This is a genomic window from Mucilaginibacter pankratovii, from assembly GCF_014773265.1.
Lineage (GTDB): Bacteria > Bacteroidota > Bacteroidia > Sphingobacteriales > Sphingobacteriaceae > Mucilaginibacter > Mucilaginibacter pankratovii.
Map to the genome: position 1 here is coordinate 36,042 of NZ_JACWMY010000011.1, position 19,642 is coordinate 55,683.

A 19,642-nucleotide genomic window follows, 5' to 3' on the forward strand; every position below is an offset into this window, starting at 1 on the left:
TAACTAACAAGATCTCTCCCTCGTTCCTCGGGTCGAGATGACATCGTAGTTGTTAGCTTAAATCTGCCACTTCCTTCACCGCTTTTATCAGCATTATCCGCTCCTCAAACTCATCGTTAGGTACAAAGGAGCGATTTTTCACCTTGGTTTTGTAGGTGTAGATGGTGTTAACAGAGTAATTCAAGATCTTGGCAATGGTTTCGTTCTCGTCTATCCCAAGACGGATCAGCGCGAAGATGCGCAGCTCGGTATTCAGTAAATGATGTTCCTGAAAATGCACCCGGTGATCGGCATCAAACAGCGCGTTAAAATCATCAATAAAATTGGGGAAGATGTTGAGGAATACCTTATCAAAACTATGGTAGAGGTTCTCCCGCTCGAAGTTGGTGTTTAGCCTGTTGAGCACCAGCATCACTTCTTCGTAGCGTTTTTCCTTCAGGTTTTTGTCGATAGAGCGTTTCAGGCGGTCTATCTTTTCGATATAATCTGAGTGGATATTAAAAAAGTAGCCGATGTACTCGTCCTTAATAATGTTGGCCTCGTCCAGCTTGGTATTAATGCGCGATAGCGAGCGGTTGGTGCTATCCAGCACCTTATTCACCCTGGTGAGCGAGTCGTTGGCCACGTTCAGGTCCTGGTTTTTGTTTACGATCACCTGGTCGGCAATCCTCAGTTTCTTTAGCTGCCTTGCCGTAATAAAACTGAATATAATAACCACCACAATAAGCGAGGTGATGATAGAAGCGTATATGGTGAGCGACCGCTTTTGCTTTTCTATCCCGTTGATCTTTTCTGCCTGAATAATGGGCATAATGCTACTGATCTGCGCCTCGCGGTGCCTGGCTCCGTAAAAATTGGCATCATCAATAGAGCTGTTGATATAAGTGAACGCCGTTTTTGCATCGCCCTGCTGGTAATAGTATTCGGCCAGGTTGGTGAGGGCTACCGCCTCTTTGGTAGAGTGGGTATTATCAATAATTGCCGCCTGCATCAGGTAGCTGATGGATTGCTCCGGTTGGTTCAATTCCTTATAAATATAACTGAGGCAGCTGTAATTAATGGCGCTGTCCTGGTATGATTGCGGGATGCGCATGATCCTGTTATACGGCTCCAGCGCGGCTTTGTATTGCCCGGTGCGCAGCGCTTTTAAGCCTACGGCCGATAAATTTTCGTACGTATTTGGTTTGGTGGAAGCGATGATAGAATCGCAATACGCAAGCCCAATAGCACTGTATTTTTGATAATAATCGTTTATTTTATCGTAATCGCCCAGGTCGAAATGGCTGCGGGCCTGTAAAAAAAGGTATTCGTAGCGCTGGCTTTCGCTTAATTTTTGGGGGTCTACTTTATTCAGTGTATCCAGCCCCTCCTTAAACATCCCTGCAGATACCAGCACAAAGCCCATATTTACCTTGGCATAATTGATCTTTCCCGGGTCGTTCAGCAGGTGGGCAACATTGTTAAGCTTTTGGCAATACACGTAAGCCGAATCGTGCACGAAGGATTTGTAGGCATTAAATAGTTTTTGGTAATTATTGTAACGCGCTGGTAAAGAAGAATAATTTGCGGCAAGCTGTTTCTTCAGATGCTGAATATCGCGCAACTTGGCCTGTTCGTACTTTGCCTTGTTTTCTATCGCCTGGTTCAATATACTTTGCCAGGTATCCTTGTTGGCGGCAACATTGCCTGCAAACAACAGCAAGCAGTAAAGCAAGCCCGAAAACAAGTATATTCCTATTTGTTGCTTTATCTTTCCTCCCAACCGCTGCATTATTTTTTCGCTGTAGCTTCAAAGTTAACTAAATCTTAGCGGGAATTTATGCTGCTAACCGATTGAATGCTTAACGTTCATTTTTTTATTTAAACGGGCTTTGGCCTGCCGTACGCTCGATGGCGCTATATTAAGCAGGGCGGCAATTTCCTTGGTAGAAAGGTTGATATGGAAATAGGCGTACAGCCTTAACTCGTACCTGGTTAACTGCGGATGAGCAGCCTGCAGGTTGTTAAAAAAACTGGGGTGTACCTGCTCAAAATGCATTTTAAATTTATCCCATTCTTCATCAAGGTACTGCCCGCCTTTTAAGGAGAGCTGTATGTTTTTTAAAGATTCGGGCTTGGTATCCGGGTACAAGTGATCTATATCCTCTATCTGCAGTTTAAGATCAGAAAGCAGTTTATTTTTTTGATGGATATATAAACTATTCCCCACCAGTTCGCGCTGGTTTGCCTCCAGGCGTTGCTGCAACAGCTCATTCTTTTCCTTTTCCAGCTCCATGGTTAAGGTAATGTGTTTGTTCTCTTGTTCTATAAGTAAGCGCTTGTATTCGGTTACAGTGACATCTTTTTCCAGTTGTATGGCTTCTATTTCTTTGGTTTTCAAATCGTCGTTTATCACCTTTATACGGGCCACCAATGCCGCGGCGAATGTAAACAACTGGGATAGGACGGCCATTTCCGCTAATAAATAACTGGCAGTATCGTATCTTAATACGTATACCGAGATGGTAGCGGCAATTAATGCGGGAATTAGGTTAGCGATCAAAAAATGCTGGGCACCCACAATTTTACGCTTATAAGCCACTATGCCTGTAGTGATGCAGGCCGCGATCATGATGAGTATAAATACGTTTGCGGCGGATACAATATCTATATAATATAGCCTGGTTATAGTTAACGTGATCGGGATAATTTCTAACACTACATAAATGTAGGCGAGCGTTTTAAGCAATTTATCGTACACCGGTAAAAACTCCCTGGTACGCAAATAGGAACATGTAAAATGCAAAAAGCCCCAAAAAAGCATAGTTACCCCAAAGTGTTCAATAAAATCATTCAGGTCTAAAAATTGCGTTCGCCCGTCTGAGAACATGGTTAAATTGTACGCCCTGAACGGGAGAAGAACATTTAAAAACGACTGGTTGCCGGTGATGTAGATAAGGGAGCCTACCTGCACAATCACAAAAAACAGGTATGCCTTATCTTTTAAATGGAAGTATACATACAGGTTATAGCACGAAAAACTGATGAGCACGATACAGCAGAACACGTAGGCAAGTGTAAAATATTGTTCGCGCGTTTCGTAGATGTAGGCCTTTTCCAGGCTGATGGTTGGTTTAAACGCATGGCTAAACGCCTTAAGCTCTCTAACATCTATTTTTAAATAGAGTATGTTTTGCGAATGCTTTTGCAACAGCAGCGGCATAACACTTGCGGTACGCTCCTTGCTGTTAATACTTAACCCGGCGCTGCGTCCCTCCCACTTTTTGTTGAGCAGATTAAACTGATACAACGTATAATTTAATAATTGCACCGAGAGGCGATAATCTTCATTGTTGGGATACGGGTTATCAACCATAAGCTTAACCCAGTAAAAATCGCTCGCCGATGCCCTTAACGAATCATCCTTAAAAACGAGGGTCGTATCGTTCGCCAGTTGCCCAATGTTATAACCCTTATCGGGCATTACCTGGTAAGAATTTATCTTTATAGATGGAGAATTATCTAATGTATACCGCGTTTGCGCACCCGAATCAAACGGCGCCAAAAGTGCGCAGCAAAATAAAAAAACAATGGCTGCGGGCAGGCCCTTTGTAAGCGCAAACGATATTAACCTTCTCATTAAACAACAGCCATTTGGGGAATCACGGGTGGGTTAATTCACGCCGAACGTGCTTCACCCAAATAGCCAGCAATTTATAAATATTACAATGATAAATTGCCAGCTATTTGGTTTATCCCCGCGATACTCCTTTTAGTTGTTGAAAAGAACAGCCATATGCAATTGGCTAAAAATGTAGCTCTGCCGGTAGCAAGCCCTTCGAGCCTGCTTTGATGCTTGCCTTTTGCGGCGTACTGCCTGCCCGGATAATTACCTGGCAATAACCGCTAAACAAATTCCGTTTCCATTGCCCGTCCATTTTGTCGGCTTCGTGGCTGCTGGGGTCGCCGTTACCAACGCCGATGATACTTGCGCCCTCGCAGGAAAATTCGATGAGATTGGCCGCGTCCGGCACTTCCAGTCCGTTTTTATCCAGTACGCTTACGTTCATTACAACTGCATCGCGCCCATCGGCAAGTAATGTATTTTTGGATGGGGAAAGTTTTATTTTGTACGGCTCCCCGGTAGTTTTCACTTCGCTTACTATCTTTTTGCCATTGCGTCTACCCACAACCTTTAAAGTCCCCGGTTGATAGGCTACATCCCACTCGAGGTGGCTGTTGCGGGGCATTGTTTTTTTGCCGAGGCTTTTACCGTTTAAAAACAGTTCCACATCATCAGCATTGGAGTTTACCCAAACGTTCACTTTCTGCCCTTCTTTGCCCTTCCAGTTCCAATGCGGCGATACGTGCAGCACATCCTCATCCTTCCACCACGATTGGTAGTAGTAATAAAGGTTTTTGGGGAAACCGCAAACATCCATCAGCCCAAAATGTGAGTTTACGTTTGGCCATTTAAAAGGCGTTGGCTCGCCCCGGTAATCAAAGCCCGTCCACACAAAACCGCCAAGCCAGTAAGTATTATTTGCGGCAAGCGGCCACCATTCTTCGGCCTTGCTGGCCCACCATGGCGCGGTGATATCCTCATCGGGCAGGTAACCGGTTATGGTATCTTTTACATAAACGCCTCTTGTAGTGAGCGTACTCCCCATTTCGGTACCGAGGATGGGTTGATTTGGATGATCCTTATGGTATTCTGCTACCGCGAATTGCCTGTAGTTGAATCCCCTTACCGGGATCACTTCGTTAACACCAGTATACACATTGGCCAGATCGGCGGCGTAGGTACTGGTGCGGGTTGGATCGAGCCGCACCTGTTTGGCCAGCAGGGTTTGCGCTATGCGTTTGCCAAAGCTATTGGTTTGCGCGTAACCTTCCTCATTTCCTATTGACCATAGAAACACGCTTGGATGGTTACGGTCGCGTTTTAACAACCTTTCAAACTGATCCATATACTCCGGCGAACTGTTCAGCAAACGCTGCTCATCCAGTACCAGCATCCCCAGGCTATCGCATGCATCCAGCAATTCGGGCGTGGGCGCGTGGTGACTGGTACGGTAAGCGTTGGAGCCCATTTGCTTGAGTAAGCCAATGCGGTAATATTGCAAATAATCGGGCAGAGCGGCGCCCAGGCCCGCATGATCCTGGTGGTTATTGGTGCCTTTTATTTTGATGAATTTACCGTTTAAAAATACGCCGTCGGCCTTTATTTCAACCGTGCGCACGCCAAAGCGGATCTCGCGGCTATCAACCTGCCTGCCCCCTACCGTTACAATGGATTTTATGTGATACAAATAAGGCTGCTCTATCGACCAGAGATTAACATTACTTAACGTAAGCTGCTGCTTTAAAAACTGGCTGCCCAATTGCGCTATGGTGAATGGCTGTGGCTGTGTTTTGCCGATGAGTTTACCGTTCCTGTCGGTTATCTCGGCATAAAAACTGCCTGTGGTTGGTTTAAGCGCCTCGTTTTGTACGGTAGCTTCTATGGTAACATTGGCCGTACTGCCGTTTACCACGCTATGTACAAATACATCATCGGCAATGCTCAGGTTATCGTAGCTATTCAGCCACACATTGCGGTAGATACCGGCACCTTCGTAAAACCAGCCTTCGGCCTGGGTGGCATCGGCGCGTACTACAATTACGTTAGGGTTTTTAAAGCTGACATAGTCGGTAATATCGCGTGTGAAACCGACGTAACCACTTTCGTTTCCGCCTAAATAAAAACCGTTCACCCAAACCTTGGCATCGCGAAAGATGCCGTCGAAAGTAATGCTAAAACGCCTCCCAGAATCAGCAGCGGCAACGCTGAATTTTTTACGGTACCAGCCAATGCTGTTCTGCGGGAAAAGCCCGCCTACCGGGCGGTAACCATGGTCTTTCAGGTTCTCGTTATCCTTATTTACGAAGGGCAGTTCAACCGCCCAATCATGCGGTAATTGTACGCTGCGCCAGGCAGAATCGTTGAATTTTGGCGCGATAGCTGTGTTTTCGGCTTTGCCCGATTTGGAGAAAATTACTGCCAACCCGTAGTTGGCATCTTTAGCCACATCGGCAGCATTGCCCAACTGAAACTTCCAGCCATCGTTAAATGATTCGCGCTTACGCCCACTGTTTTGCTGTGCAAATGATGAGGTAAGGATACAAAAAGTGCCTAAGCATCCTAAAATGCAGCGTGATAAAAAATTCATTAAAGCGGTTTTAGTTGTTTGTTTCTAAGCGTACTTCGCCGAGTTGAACTGAAAATTTATGTTGGAATTGACCCGGAATGGCCACCTGTAGTTTCTCTATTTTTTGCAGTTGCAAACCCGCGTTGCCGGGCGACTTGAAGCTGAATGCCTGGAAACCGGGATAAGGACGCGGCAGCAGCACCATTTCATCTTTTTTGAGGGAGCGTAGCGGCACCCTGATCTCTTTTAACTGCTTATCGATTTTTATTACGGCGCTATAGGCGTTGGCATCTTCATCCACCAGGGTAACCTTAATATCCATCGCGGTATCTGCCCCTGCGGTTATTATTATTGATTTGTATCCCTGCAGTTGGGTTTTGTGCGCTATCAGTGCCGGTTTTACAAAAACTTCCATGCCGCCTGCTTTGGCGCCAAACAGGTGTTTAAGGTCGAGCACTTTTTTGCCTTGCTGCCCGGTGATGTAATCGTAAGTATCGCTTCTCCATTCGGGCGAATAGATTGTTGCGGTTTCGCGGTTGGCGGTGGGTTCATAAAGCTGCAGGCCGTTAGTCGGTGCCGATGCCGAAAACCCGCTTTGAAGTTTCGCGGGCGTGCCAACAACGTTATCCGTTGGCGCAGGTGCGTAAAACTCGTTCATGCGCAGGTTACCTACCTTTGTATCCGCAGCGATTGTTGTAGACGCAAGGCCCTTTTTTCTGAGCAGGTAAACACCGGGAGTTACAATTACAAGCCTGCGGTTCGCAGTGGCCGAAGTACCCGGTGCATTAATTTGCACAAAATTAAAGTCCGCACCCAAATCATCCAGGTTGATCTGCATCTGCTGTTTCCCATAGGCGATACCTGTCACTTTTTTATCCAAAGAGGTACGCTCAAAAGGATCGCCGAGCCTAACCGCATCGGGCATTACTTCTAAACGCCAAACGCCGGGCGTAATACGATCTAAAAAATAAGCACCGCTGCCTGTGTATTTTATCACTTGCGAAGAACCAACCCCGGCCACATGCTGTAAAGCTTTTGCCTGTACCGGCACCGAGGAAGTACTGTTGGAATAGTAAAATTCCGCCGGCGCGTTCATTTCGCTTAGCTGCTGCTTATAGCTTACGCGGAATGCAGAGAAAACGGTATCGGCCGGGTATGTTCCGTACGACTTATATATCGGCACCTGCTTGAAAACCTTACCTGCTATCAGCAGACTAATGGCCTTTGACGGCGTATAGGCCAAATTTAAATAATGTGTTTGGTATTCGGTATTGGCATAGGCGGTTGCCATAGGGTCGTAAGCAAATTGCGTGGCCCACTGGAAGCCCGCTGTTTTAAAGCTACGTGCCATTGCCGGGTACATGTAGGGCTGCAATACATCGCCCGATTCGAACTCGTAAACCATCCGCGGCTTATTTTTGAATGTCGGAATAGTATCGAAAGGAATAGCATAATGATCTACATGCGGTAACAGGTTACCCAATTGTTCGTGACCCGATACCAGCCCGGTTGGATACCACTGAAAGCTGAAACCGTTAGCGGTAGAGGCCGCGACAGCATCCGCGTACCACGGCGATTCGCTGATATTGTAGAATACAGGCTTTGTCCACCCGGTACTTTTTATAGCCGCCATCATGCGGTTAATGTAAGTTGTAGTAAGCGCTTTTGGGCCGCTGTGGTGTGGTTCGTTGTTTATTTCGGTAGCGATAACAAACCTGTCGGCACCGTAGGTTTTTTTGGTGTAAGGGTTTACGTGCCTAAAAAACTGTATCAGGTAACGCTCCTGCGCTTCAAAAGCTTTGGGGTTTACCAATGCTTTCTCCTTACCATAAACGTCGGAGAAGCTTCCGGTATGCTCGTCCTTATCAGGATAGCCATTACCCCAGAAAGCTATGGGTGTGATAATGCTGCGGATGCCGCGCTCCTCCAGTTTGGCAAGCAGGTAATCAAACAAGCGTAAATGCTCGTTATTCTTCAGGTTTCCCAGCGAATCACTTATCTCGGTATCCCAAACATGCACACGGAAGGCTGTTACGCCAAGCCGGACCAGATGGTAAACATCCGCGTCTATCGCTTTCTCGGGATCTACGCCCAGCTTTTTATGCGAACGATAGCCATAAGCAAAAGGCACAGTATAGTTCACACCGAAAAAGCTTGCCTCGCTATCGTCTTTTTGCAAACGGATAATGCCTTTTGCATCGATATAAATTTCGTTCGCCTTATTTTTTGGCACACCAGTTTGCGCGCGACCAACAGTGGCCGCGCCAAACAGGTAAAAGCAGGTTACAATTATTAAAGCCTTAAATCTCATCAACCAATTATATGTAACTACTTTATTAAAAATGCATCCATTGCAATTGTTGGCTTACCGCTGGCATCAAAAGCGCCAAGCTGGTAACCTTGCCAACCACTATAAGCCTGTGGTTCCCAATAGAAAACGCCGAGCCCCTTGCCGCCGGAAAGGCTGTTGTTTTTGGTAATGATATCGGTTAAAAACGCCTTTGCTGCCGTAGCTTCTGCAACGGGCATTCCTACCTCCGCCAGCATTACTTCTTTACCGTAGCGTGTTACCATATCATTCATATTGGTAAGGCATTGCGCATTGAGGGTTTGCCAGTTAGCCGCTGTTGGATAAAGCGACATGCCGATAACATCCCAATTAGCGCCGTTTGCCTTCAGTCCATCAAATATAAAGCGGAACAGGCCATTATCATACCCGTTAGAAACGTGTACAATAACTTTGCTGGTGCTGCTTACGCTTTTAACGGCGGCATAGCCCGCTTGTACCAGGTCGGCATAATTTTTCATGTTAACCGATGCCTTGCCTTCATCCCAAAGCATCCCGTTATTGGTTTCGTTACCAACCTGCACCCACTCGGGTGTAATGCCTTTGTCTTTCAACGCATTCATTACGCTTAGGGTATACGTGCCTACAGATGCTTTCAACGCGGTGATATCCTGCCCCACCCACGCGGCAGGTTTTGCCTGGTGGCCCGGATCGGCCCAGATATCGCTATAATGCAGATCGAGCAGGATGCGGAAACCCGCGTTCTTTGCCCGCTGTGCTTTGGCAACTACATCGGCCGTATTATTCCAGCCGGCGGCCGGGTTTACCCATGCCCGCAGGCGAATGGAGTTGATGCCCTTATCCTTCAATATCTGGAAGAGGTCCTGCTGGGTACCGGCGTTGTTATAAAATTTAATGCCGGCTGCTTCCATTTCGCTTACCCAGCTTACGTCGGCCCCTTTTGCATAGTTAGCCGCAAGCGGCGCGTCCGGGAAATCGGGCGCGGTAATATCTTTGGTACAGCCCGCAAAAAGCGCTGTTGTTATAATGCTGATTCCTATAAATAATTTCTTCATTACTTAGTTTTTGGTGATGGTGTACGAGTAATTGCCCGGGTTTGATAAATTTAACACAACGGTGTAATTACCATCGGCAGGTACGGTGATATCAGCGCCATTCAGTTTCAGGAAACCATTTGCCGGTGCATTATCACCATAATTAATGTCCCAGCTGTCGTTCGCGCGGAATTTTATCTTTTTACCGCCAACAAGGTTAGTGGTTATCTTCCACTCCTGCGTGGTGGAACTGAAGGTCATATCGGTATCGTTATCCCAACCACCCGGTGTGCTATCGCCAATAATACCGAAGGACGTTTTGGTAGCGCTCCAGGTGCTGTTATTTACATTGGCCTTTAGCAGGTAATAACCTTTAGAGGGTACGAAAAGATTCCCGCTGGCGCCCATAGCAAATGTACCGCCGGCATAGCTATCAGTATTGGTGCTGCTCGCCCAGCCGTAGTTCACTTTCCACTCCACATCTTCGGTGTATTTGAAAGCAAAATCGGTAGCGTTGTTGAAATCAACATAACCTTCGTAAACCTTATCATCTTTTACCGAGGCAACTTTTGGCGCGGTAGCCGGGGTCCAGCCCTGGTATGCGCCGGGTACGAACAGCCCCGGGTAAACAATGATGATGGGGTAAGTAGTTACCATTAGGTTTACCACATTGCTGTAAAGCGTATTTACGCCGGGGCGCAGTTCTGCTTTAACCCTTACCTCCAGGCCGGAAGCTGTGCCTGCCGAGTACCCCATTAATGCCAGGGCGTTGTTAAAATCGGCAACGTTAAACTTTTGCGTGCTGGCTGCCGCATCTATGGCAACCTCTTTGGGCGCGGCAAAATTATTGCCTGCCTTATCTAATTGCAGGGTGTATTGCACTGCGGCGTTGTAGCCGTAATCGGCCTTATTCCAGCTGAAAGCTACGGCCTCGGTTGTTGCCTTATCGCTGCTAAGCACTAATGTGCTTGCGGTAGCAGTTAGCGCGGGCGCTGTACCGTCTGAAGATTTAACCAGTATATCGTCCCGTTTGCAGCCGCTGATGATGATCAACAGTGCAAGCGTGCCAAATAATGCTTTTATTATATTCTTTTTCATCTTTATGATCTGTAAAAATTAATAACCTGCGTTTTGTACCAAATTTGGGTTGGCAATAATATCTGTTGATGGTAAGGGATAAAGCACACGGAAGTTTTCCACCCCTTTACCGGCCTTGGCACCACCTTTCCATGGCCACAGATAATTATCACCGGTGAACCTGCCGTAGCGGATCAGATCCGAACGGCGGAAGCCTTCCCAATACAATTCGCGGCCGCGCTCGTCTAAAATATCGTTTAAAGTATAGGTAGATATGTTGCCGCTGGCATTGCCATAGGCACGGGTACGCAACAGGTTAAGGTAAGTAACTGCCTGCCCCTCGGTACCGGTACCGCCGCGTTTAACAGCCTCCGCATAAATGAGGTACATTTCTGCAAGGCGGAACAGTGGGAAATCGGTAGAAGAATAAACACCATTTGGCGATGCCGGGATAGTACCCGTAGAAGTTATGTTGCTAAACTTGGTAACCGCAAGCCCATCGGTATAAACCGTAAGATCATTCATTTCGATATTGCTGCCGGCAAACTTGGCGCGTTTATCGGTTGCGCCGCTATAATCTGCAAACAGCAAAGGCAGGTTTTTGGTGGCACGCATACCGCTCCAGCCGCCGTTTGGTACGCCAAAGGTTTTGGGATCGAGCGCACCGCTGATGGCCGCGTTAATGAGATACGTTGTACCACCGTAGCTTTGTGAGTTTACGCCATCGTAGTTAAGCGCCAGGATAGTTTCCGGGTTGTTTAAATTGTTATCGCCCAGGAAAAGGTTGGCATACTTCGGATGTAAGGTATATCCCGAGCCGATCACTTTTTGCGCGTAGGTAATGGCATCGGTATTGTGCTCTTTACCTGTGTAAACTTCGGCGTTCAGGTAAAGCCTTGCCAGCAACGCATTAGCAGCTGCTTTATCGGCACGGCCGTACTCATTTTGTTTGGCAGCAACCAATAAAGGCTCTATCGCTTTCAGTTCCGATTCGATGTAGGTAAACAGATCAGCACGTTTTATCTGCGGAGGGATGAATTTGCCTATCGGGTCGTTCTCGGTAACAAATGGCGGGTTGCCATACAAGTCTAATAACACCCAGTACTCGTAGGCCCTTAAAAACCTTGCTTCTGCCTGGTAATGGCGAATGTTATCCGCTTCGGTACCGGTAATGTTACGACTGCTTAGCTTAGCATCGGTCGATTCGCGGATAAACTCGTTAAGCGCTGTAATATGGTACATGCTGCGGCTATAAAGCCCGCGCACCATAATGTTGGTTGATGTCCAGTTCATTACGTGGAAATCCTGCAAACCCGGGTCGTTCCAAACAATGGCGGCTTCATCGGTAGTTAATTCCTGCATATTCCAAAACAGGCGCAGAAAATCTGATGAACCTTGGTCTATCCCGGCTACATCTCCTACGGTAGCATCCGGACCGCCGTTGCCGGTTAGGGCAAAGCCGCCATACATTTTTGCCAGTACCTGTTTGTAACCTGCGGGGCTGCTGTAAGCTGCGTCGGCAGTGATGGCGTTTGTTGGCACCCGGTTAAGGTCCTTTTTGCACCCGGCCGATAACAATATCAGCGCGGATAAGCCTATTATATAATTGAATTTTTTCATGGTCGTAATTAAAAATCAAGGTTAACACCTAATACAAATGTGCGCGGGCGGGGGTAAAAGTTATTATCGATACCGCTGCTGATCTCCGGGTCGAGGCCGGAATATTTGGTTACGATGAACACGTTTTGGCAGTTAGCGTTCAAACGCAGCCCAACTTTGCTTGTAGGGCCGAATATTTTACCCGCATTGTACGATAGCCCTAAGTTATCCATCCGCAGGAACGAGCCGTTTTCTACATAATAATCGCTGAGGTATTGGTTATTATCAAAGCCGCTTTTAAAGATTTCGGTGCTGGCATTGCCCAAGTAACCGCCCGGGTTTAAAATGCCGCGGGTAACACCCGCATTGGCTTTTACGTTGTTGTAAACATAGTTACCCAAATTGGCACGCAATACGGTAGAAAGCGACCATTTTTTGTAGCTAAACTGTGTGCTGAAACCTAAGATGTATTTAGGTACCGATGACTGAAAGCGATAAAGATCCTTCTCGTTGATGATATTATCGCCGTTCAAATCCTCGTAGATCCCTTCTTTGGGTTTGCCCGCAGCATCATAAACCTGCTTGTACAGGTAGTATGAAAAAGTGTTATAGCCAACCGAGTTCACCTGCACGGTGTTACCTGTACCACCCGAGATACCACCGGTTAAAACGCCGGGGTAAGTAGGGTTCTCTACGTTGGTCAATTTGGTTATTTTGTTGCTATTATAGGTAAAGTTGAAGCCTGCTGTCCAGTTAACGCTGCTGCTTTGCGCCAGTACGCCATTGATGGCAAACTCTACACCCTTATTCTCTATATTACCTACGTTAGTAGTAATAAAGTTGCTGAAGTTAGAGCCCAGCGGGATAGGGATATTATTCAGCAAGTCTTTTGTTTTCTTAAAATACACATCCACACTACCGTTCACGCGGCCATCAAATAAGCCGAAGTCCATACCGGCGTTGTACGTTGCTGTTTGCTCCCATTTGATAGATTTATCGTAAGCCTGCGGCGCGTACATACTGTAAAAAGTGTCGCCCAGCTGGTATTTTGCCGAGGCAATACTTAAGGCGTACGTAGGCAGGTACGAGTAATACGGGATACCGTCCTGCTGCCCGGTGATACCGTAGCTCAGGCGAAGTTTAAGATCGCTGATGGTTTTAGAATCCTTCAGGAAATCCTCCTGATTAATCCTCCAGGTAAAGGCTGCTGAAGGGAACACACCCCAGCGGTTTTCCGGTGCGAAGCGCGATGAACCGTCCGTACGTACCGACCCGGCCAGGATGTACTTATTATCGAACGTATAAATAGCACGGCCGTAATAAGATATCAGCGTGGTTTGCGGTTTATCAAACGGGAAGGCAGGCTCCGAACCGGCTACCACATCATGGTTGGCGTTGTAGCTTGGATAAAAGAAGATCTTGGTTAAAAAATCGTAATAACCATAACCAGCGGTTACGTTGATATTACTTTTAATGCCTTTCAGGTCTTTATTGTAGTTAAGATAAAACTCGCCTACTTTATTATTGATGTTTTGCTGATAGTTGTTATCGAGGCCCTGTACCGCAAAACTCTGCGCGGCGTTAGCCGGAACGTACGTAGTGCCTTTACCGTTAGAGATATCGTACCCTAAGTTTAAGTTGGCATGCAATTCGGGTAAAAAGTGCATCGAGTAATCAAACTGCGCATTGCCGTAGCTGCGTTTTACCTGGCTGTTATCGCTGCGCTGCGCCAAAAGCCCTACAGGGTTACGGGGCGCAAGGTTGTTGGGTATAACCGAGCCATCGCTGCTGGTGTTGGTCCACTCGTAATAATTACCGAAGGAGTTTTTTGCGTAAACCGGTTGCGTAGGATCAAAGAAAACGGCTGAGCCGATAGCGCCCTGATTGGCAAAGCGGCTTTCGGTTAATGCACCTTTCAGGTTCAGGTCTACCTTCAGGTGGTTATCAAAAAACTTAGGGTTTAGGGTGATGCTACCGGTAGTACGCTGTAATTTATCAGTGATGAGTACGCCCACCTGCCTTAAGTAACCGCCGGATATGCGATAAGGCATATTCTTATAAGCGCCCGAAACACTCAGGTTATTATCAGTACCCAGGGATGTTTGGTAGATCTTATCCTGCCAGTCGGTATTTTCGGTACCCAGCATGGCAATTTGCGCCGGGGTGCCTTTGGAGGTCACATAATCGCGAAACTCGGCCGGGGTAAGCACATCCAGCTTTTTGCCGACTTTGTAGGCCGATAGCTGGGTACTAAAGTTAAACTTAGGCGCGCCCGATGTACCTTTTTTGGTGGTAATTAAAATTACCCCGTTTGATGCCCGCGAGCCGTAGATGGCCGTGGCGGATGCATCTTTAAGCACCGTAAAGGTTTCGATATCATTCGGATTGATCAAACTCAACGGGTTTGATGCGCCGGAAATGCTGTTATTGCTTAACGGTACGCCATCAATCACAATTAAGGGATCGTTACTTGCCGAGAGCGATGCCCCGCCACGTACACGGATAACACTCCCCGAGCCCGGCGAACCACCATTTGAAGTAATGCTGATACCCGGTACTTTACCCGCTATCAGTTGCTCCGGCGTAGTGATGCTGCCTTTCTGGAAATCTTTTGAAGTTACTGTAGATACGGCACCCGTTAGATTCTTTTTCTGCACAGTACCATAACCGATCACGACCACCTCGTTCAGCCCGGTTGACGATGGCTTAAGGCTTGCATTAAACTTGGTATCGCCGTTAACGGTAACCATCTGCTGCAAAACCTGGTAACCCACAAATTTTACCGACACCGAAATACTCCCTGCGGGTAAACCTGTAATAGTGTATTTACCCTCGGTATTAGTAATAGTAGCCTTGTCGCCCGCCGAAACGGTGGCTCCCGGTAGGGGCAGCCCGGTTTCATCAAGCACCTGCCCGCTGATGCTGCCGGTTTGCGCATGAACGCACAGCGCGGTGAAAATAAACACTAATAAAAGTGTTAGTTTTAGATAAAGTTTTTTCATTTAATTGGTTTAATTGGTTTGGTTCGGCCTGTAAACAAGCACCGATAATTTATCCCCCTGCATTAACAATGGCATTGCCGGCAAAAACTGTTAAACAAGAAAATTGGTATAATTGGTGTGTTACAAAACAGTTGCAAGTTAGGCTGCGCTTATGCCCGGGGCTTTGTGCAAATCAGCTTAAATATTGTCCGAATCAGCATTTTTATAGGGCAAAAGTTCATTAAATGGGCCTGTTTTAAAATAAATCGGCCAATAAAGCCTATAATTGAATAACCATTATGGGGGATTGCCCGTTAGCCTTAAAAGCAATTACCAGGAACAGATCATGACTAAATTTACAGCCCGGTTTTTATGCTTTTGCCTGCGCTTTGCAGTGTTAGCCGGCTGTGGATGGCTATCGGCAACAACCTTCTCCTTCGCCCAGGCGCCGGGCATCACTTTTAAGCATATTAATTACGATCAGGGCTTATCAAACAGTACCATCGAAGCCATCACCCAGGACAGCCGCGGCTTTATCTGGATAGGCACGCGCGATGGCTTGAACCTTTACGATGGCTACCGGATGACGGTATTCCGGAACGAAAAAGGTAAGCCGGGTACCTTAAGCGATAATTACATCACCTGCCTTTATACCGATAAACAAAACACGCTTTGGGTAGGCACGCTAAACGGACTTAACCGCTTTGACGAAACCACAAAATCTTTCACCTCTTATGTAAAACAGGCTGACGCGAACAGCATAACCGGCAATACCATTAACTGCATCATGGAGGATGCGGATAAAAACATGTGGATCTGCACCAATAAAGGCCTGGATATATTCGATCGCGGCAGCAAAAAATTCTCGCACATTACAAACCCCATGCTGCAGGGTTCTGTTAATTACATTTTACAGGATAACAAAAAAAACATTTGGATAGCGGCAGATGGTGGATTAGTAAAGTACAACCCCGTCACCAAAAGCTTCGCCCTGCAAATAAAGGATAGCGGCCTTGGCATCAACTTTATTCAACAGGGGCTAAACGGGCAGATATGGCTTGCCACAAAAGGCAAGGGACTAATTGCATTGACCCCCGATGGCCAATATAAAACCTATCGCCATAGTGATGCAAACCCTGCCAGCCTGGGTAACGACCAGGTTTTAAGCCTACTGCGCGATAAGGCGGGCCGCATTTGGGCCGGTACCATTAACGGCGGCTTAAATCTGTTCAACAGCGATACAGAAACTTTTACTAAGTATACCTACCAGCCTGCCAAGCCCTACAGCCTGAGCCAGCGCACCATATCTGCCATATTTGAGGACAGGCAGGGTAATTTTTGGATAGGCACCCACCGCGGGGGCGTAAATTTGTACAACCCCGGCGCAAAAAAATTCAATGTTTACCGGCAGGAAGTAGGCGCAAACAGCCTGAGCTATAATGATGTAAAATGCTTTGAAGAAGACCATACCGGCAGGATATGGGTAGGTACCGATGGCGGTGGCCTGAACCTGTTTAACCAGCAGCAGCAAACTTTTACCACCTACCGCCACCGTGTTAACGATGCTGCCAGCCTGGGCAGTGATGCCGTGCTTGATATTACCGAAGATAAGCAGAACCGCCTGTGGATCTCTACCTGGGGCGGCGGCCTGAACCTGATGGACCCTGCTGCGGGTACGTTTACGAGTTTTAAAAACAACCCGGCAGATCCATCGTCCATCTCCTCAGATTACGTGCAGAGTGTATACCAGGATAAGGCTGGCACGCTGTGGGTGGGCACCTATTTTGGTGGATTGAACCGTTTCGATCCATCAACCAAAAAGTTCAGCCGGGTAATTGCTGATCCGGCCGGTAAAACAAAGCTGCAGGGAAATAATATAGTGGCCCTTAATGAGGATGCTGATGGCAATTTATGGATAGGCACCGATGACGGCGGGCTTAACTGCTACCGCAGGCAAAGCCAAATATTTGAACATTACTTTGATAGGGAGAACAAGAAACCCGATCTTCGCGTAATATTTACCGACCATAACGGGGGACTATGGATAGGGCAATCGGGTTTATACAAATACGATAAACAAAAAAACGCGTTCGCGCTTTTTACCACCGAAGCGGGCCTGGGCCACGATTTTATAAAGGGCCTTACCGAAGATGATGAAGGCAACCTTTGGGTATCTACATCCAATGGCCTGGTTAAATTAAACCCCGCCACCCGCCACGCCAATAAATTCAACACCAGCGATGGCCTGCAGGCGATGGAGTTTGAAGTGAACGCCTACATGAAAACCAAAAACGGGCAAATGTTCTTTGGCGGTATTAACGGGTTCAACGCCTTCTATCCGCGCGATATTAAAAGCAACTACTATGTACCCCCGGTTTACATTACCGATTTCCAGATCTTTAACAGATCCGCGCTGCCCGGGAAAGATTCCACGCTGGAAAAAGATATCAGCCTGACGGATCATATCGAACTTAATTATCTGCAATCCAGCATCTCGTTCAGCTTTGCCGCGCTAAATTACCTCGCGCCCGAGAATAACAAATACGCTTACAAGCTAACCGATTTCGATAAAAGCTTTAATTACACCGGCACCGCACCGCAGGCCACCTACACCAACCTCGATCCCGGCGATTATACCTTCACCGTAAAAGCGGCCAATAATGATGGCGTATGGAATAATGTTGGCAGATCTATCACCATTACCATAACGCCGCCCTGGTGGCTAACCTGGTGGTTCCGCACATTGGGTGTGTTATTTAGCCTGGGCTTGGCCTATGCCATCATCCGCTACAGGCAAAACATGCAGTTGAAAAAACTCGAAGAAGAGAAAAAGGAGGAGGTGCACCAGTTACAGCTGCAATTTTTCACTAATATTTCGCACGAGTTTCGTACCCCGCTTACCCTGTTACTTGGCCCGCTGGAAAAACTGATGGGGAACGGCAGCCAGCCCGAGCAAAGCCGCACCTACCAACTGATGTACCGCAACGCTACACGGCTGATGAACCTGATAAACGAGCTGATGGATTTCCGCAAGGCCGAATCGGGTGTGCTGAAACTGAACGTTACCGCCGGCAATATCACTGTTTTTATGAACGAGATAACCGACGAGTTTGACCTGTGGGCAGAGCAAAAGCATATTAAGTTTACCCTCCAAAACTTCGATCTGGGCGGCAAAGAGGTATTCTTCGACAGGCAGCTGCTGGAAAAGATCCTGCTCAACCTCATCAATAACGCATTCAAATACACCAACGATGGCGGGGAAATTACCGTGAAGTTGTTTTTTGACGAAAGCGACTTTAAGCCCTCCTACCAAAATGAGCTGAAGATAACCAACACCTACCAGGCCCGGCAATACATGTATATTTTGGTGGCCGATACCGGCATTGGCATCTCCGCAGATTCTATCAAACATCTTTTTCAGCGGTATTACCGCATCACATCAACACACCTGGGCTCGGGTATTGGGCTGGCCTTTGTAAAAACGCTTACCCTGCTGCATAAAGGCTGCATTAACGTATACAGTGAGCGCAATAAGGGCACAGAGATTTTGATAGCGCTGCCGGTTGACGAGGCAGATTACCAGCCAAATGAGCGCTGGATAAGCGAAAACAAACCCGTACTGCTGGAAAGCGTAACTACCGAATGGCCGCAGCCCACAGAAGGCACCGATCTGAAGGAACAACCCGGCGAAGCCCGAGCAAATGCAGCTGCCAGGTATATTTTACTTGTTGAGGATAACACTGAGCTACGCACCTTCCTGAAAGAGATCCTGGGCAGCATTTACCATGTGATAGAAGCGAAAGACGGGCAGGAAGGCCTGGCCATGGCCCGCGACAGGTCGCCTAATATGATCATCAGCGATGTGATGATGCCCAATATGAATGGCATTGAGCTTTGTAAACTGATAAAGAGCGACGAGCAAACCAAACATATCCCCTTCATCCTGCTTACTGCTAAAGATTCGCTGGAGGCGAAACTGGAGGGCATAGAAAGTGGTGCCGATTTCTATTTTTCGAAACCGGTAAGCATTAACCTGTTACTGCTCACTATCAGGAATGTGTTTCTCCAGCTCGATCAGTTGAAAGAACGCTACACACACGACTACCAGGCCGAGGTAAAGGAAACCGTACACTCCAATAAAGACAAGCAGTTTATGGACCAACTGGTAACGGTAATAGAGGCCCAGCTGGAAAACCCCGACCTGGATGTTGATTACCTGTGCGCCAACCTCAACATGAGCCGTACCAAGTTGTACGAGCTGATTAAACGGCTCACCGGCCAATCCATTGTGGAGTTTATCCGCACCATCAGGCTCAACAAAGCCATCCACATCATGACGCACGAAGACGCCTCCATTACCGAAATAATGATGCGTGTAGGCATCCAAACGCAGGCTTACTTCACCAAAGCCTTTAAAAAAGAGTTTGGTAAAACGCCCTCGCAGTTTTTAAATGATCTGAAGCGGTAGCCAGG

The 19,642-nt window shown here is 47.3% G+C and carries 9 protein-coding genes; 1 reads left to right on the top strand and 8 read right to left on the bottom strand.

Annotated features, from left to right (window positions below):
- Positions 1 to 52: 52 nt before the first annotated feature.
- The 8 genes from IDJ77_RS19925 to IDJ77_RS19960 all read right to left on the bottom strand — a co-directional run bounded on the left by IDJ77_RS19925 (position 53) and on the right by IDJ77_RS19960 (position 15,190).
- A complete protein-coding gene (locus IDJ77_RS19925; protein WP_191190748.1) occupies positions 53 to 1,771 on the bottom strand; it encodes a DUF6377 domain-containing protein in 1,719 nt (572 codons plus the stop codon).
- A gap of 54 nt (positions 1,772 to 1,825) precedes the next feature.
- Positions 1,826 to 3,619: a 7TM diverse intracellular signaling domain-containing protein gene (locus IDJ77_RS19930; RefSeq protein WP_191190749.1), complete on the bottom strand. Its 1,794-nt coding sequence runs from the start codon at positions 3,617 to 3,619 to the stop codon at positions 1,826 to 1,828.
- A gap of 166 nt (positions 3,620 to 3,785) precedes the next feature.
- Positions 3,786 to 6,191, bottom strand: coding sequence for a beta-galactosidase GalA (galA, locus tag IDJ77_RS19935; RefSeq protein WP_191190750.1), 2,406 nt, complete (start codon positions 6,189 to 6,191; stop codon positions 3,786 to 3,788).
- A 10-nt stretch (positions 6,192 to 6,201) separates the two neighbouring features.
- Positions 6,202 to 8,481, bottom strand: coding sequence for a membrane or secreted protein (locus IDJ77_RS19940; RefSeq protein WP_191190751.1), 2,280 nt, complete (start codon positions 8,479 to 8,481; stop codon positions 6,202 to 6,204).
- Positions 8,482 to 8,498: 17 nt separating this feature from the next.
- On the bottom strand, positions 8,499 to 9,533 hold the full coding sequence (locus IDJ77_RS19945) for a glycoside hydrolase family 53 protein (RefSeq protein ID WP_191190752.1): 1,035 nt from the start codon (positions 9,531 to 9,533) through the stop codon (positions 8,499 to 8,501).
- 3 nt (positions 9,534 to 9,536) lie between these two features.
- Entirely contained in the window at positions 9,537 to 10,610 is a 1,074-nt protein-coding gene (locus IDJ77_RS19950; protein WP_191190753.1) for a SusE domain-containing protein, read from the bottom strand.
- An 18-nt stretch (positions 10,611 to 10,628) separates the two neighbouring features.
- A complete protein-coding gene (locus tag IDJ77_RS19955) occupies positions 10,629 to 12,209 on the bottom strand; it encodes a RagB/SusD family nutrient uptake outer membrane protein (RefSeq protein WP_191190754.1) in 1,581 nt (526 codons plus the stop codon).
- An 8-nt stretch (positions 12,210 to 12,217) separates the two neighbouring features.
- The gene (locus tag IDJ77_RS19960) at positions 12,218 to 15,190 is read right to left on the bottom strand and encodes a SusC/RagA family TonB-linked outer membrane protein (RefSeq protein WP_191190755.1); all 2,973 of its coding nucleotides are present in this window, start codon (positions 15,188 to 15,190) and stop codon (positions 12,218 to 12,220) included.
- A 325-nt stretch (positions 15,191 to 15,515) separates the two neighbouring features.
- On the opposite strand from IDJ77_RS19960, the gene IDJ77_RS19965 reads away from it, so the two are divergent.
- Positions 15,516 to 19,637, top strand: coding sequence for a hybrid sensor histidine kinase/response regulator transcription factor (locus IDJ77_RS19965; RefSeq protein WP_191190756.1), 4,122 nt, complete (start codon positions 15,516 to 15,518; stop codon positions 19,635 to 19,637).
- Positions 19,638 to 19,642: the final 5 nt, after the last annotated feature.

Bases quoted from the DNA above. Each gene is read 5' to 3' on its own strand.
- IDJ77_RS19925 (WP_191190748.1), bottom strand. From the start codon at position 1,771: ATGCAGCGGTTGGGAGGAAAGATAAAGCAACAAATAGGAATATACTTG.
- IDJ77_RS19930 (WP_191190749.1), bottom strand. From the start codon at position 3,619: ATGAGAAGGTTAATATCGTTTGCGCTTACAAAGGGCCTGCCCGCAGCC.
- galA (WP_191190750.1), bottom strand. From the start codon at position 6,191: ATGAATTTTTTATCACGCTGCATTTTAGGATGCTTAGGCACTTTTTGT.
- IDJ77_RS19940 (WP_191190751.1), bottom strand. From the start codon at position 8,481: ATGAGATTTAAGGCTTTAATAATTGTAACCTGCTTTTACCTGTTTGGC.
- IDJ77_RS19945 (WP_191190752.1), bottom strand. From the start codon at position 9,533: ATGAAGAAATTATTTATAGGAATCAGCATTATAACAACAGCGCTTTTT.
- IDJ77_RS19950 (WP_191190753.1), bottom strand. From the start codon at position 10,610: ATGAAAAAGAATATAATAAAAGCATTATTTGGCACGCTTGCACTGTTG.
- IDJ77_RS19955 (WP_191190754.1), bottom strand. From the start codon at position 12,209: ATGAAAAAATTCAATTATATAATAGGCTTATCCGCGCTGATATTGTTA.
- IDJ77_RS19960 (WP_191190755.1), bottom strand. From the start codon at position 15,190: ATGAAAAAACTTTATCTAAAACTAACACTTTTATTAGTGTTTATTTTC.
- IDJ77_RS19965 (WP_191190756.1), top strand. From the start codon at position 15,516: ATGACTAAATTTACAGCCCGGTTTTTATGCTTTTGCCTGCGCTTTGCA.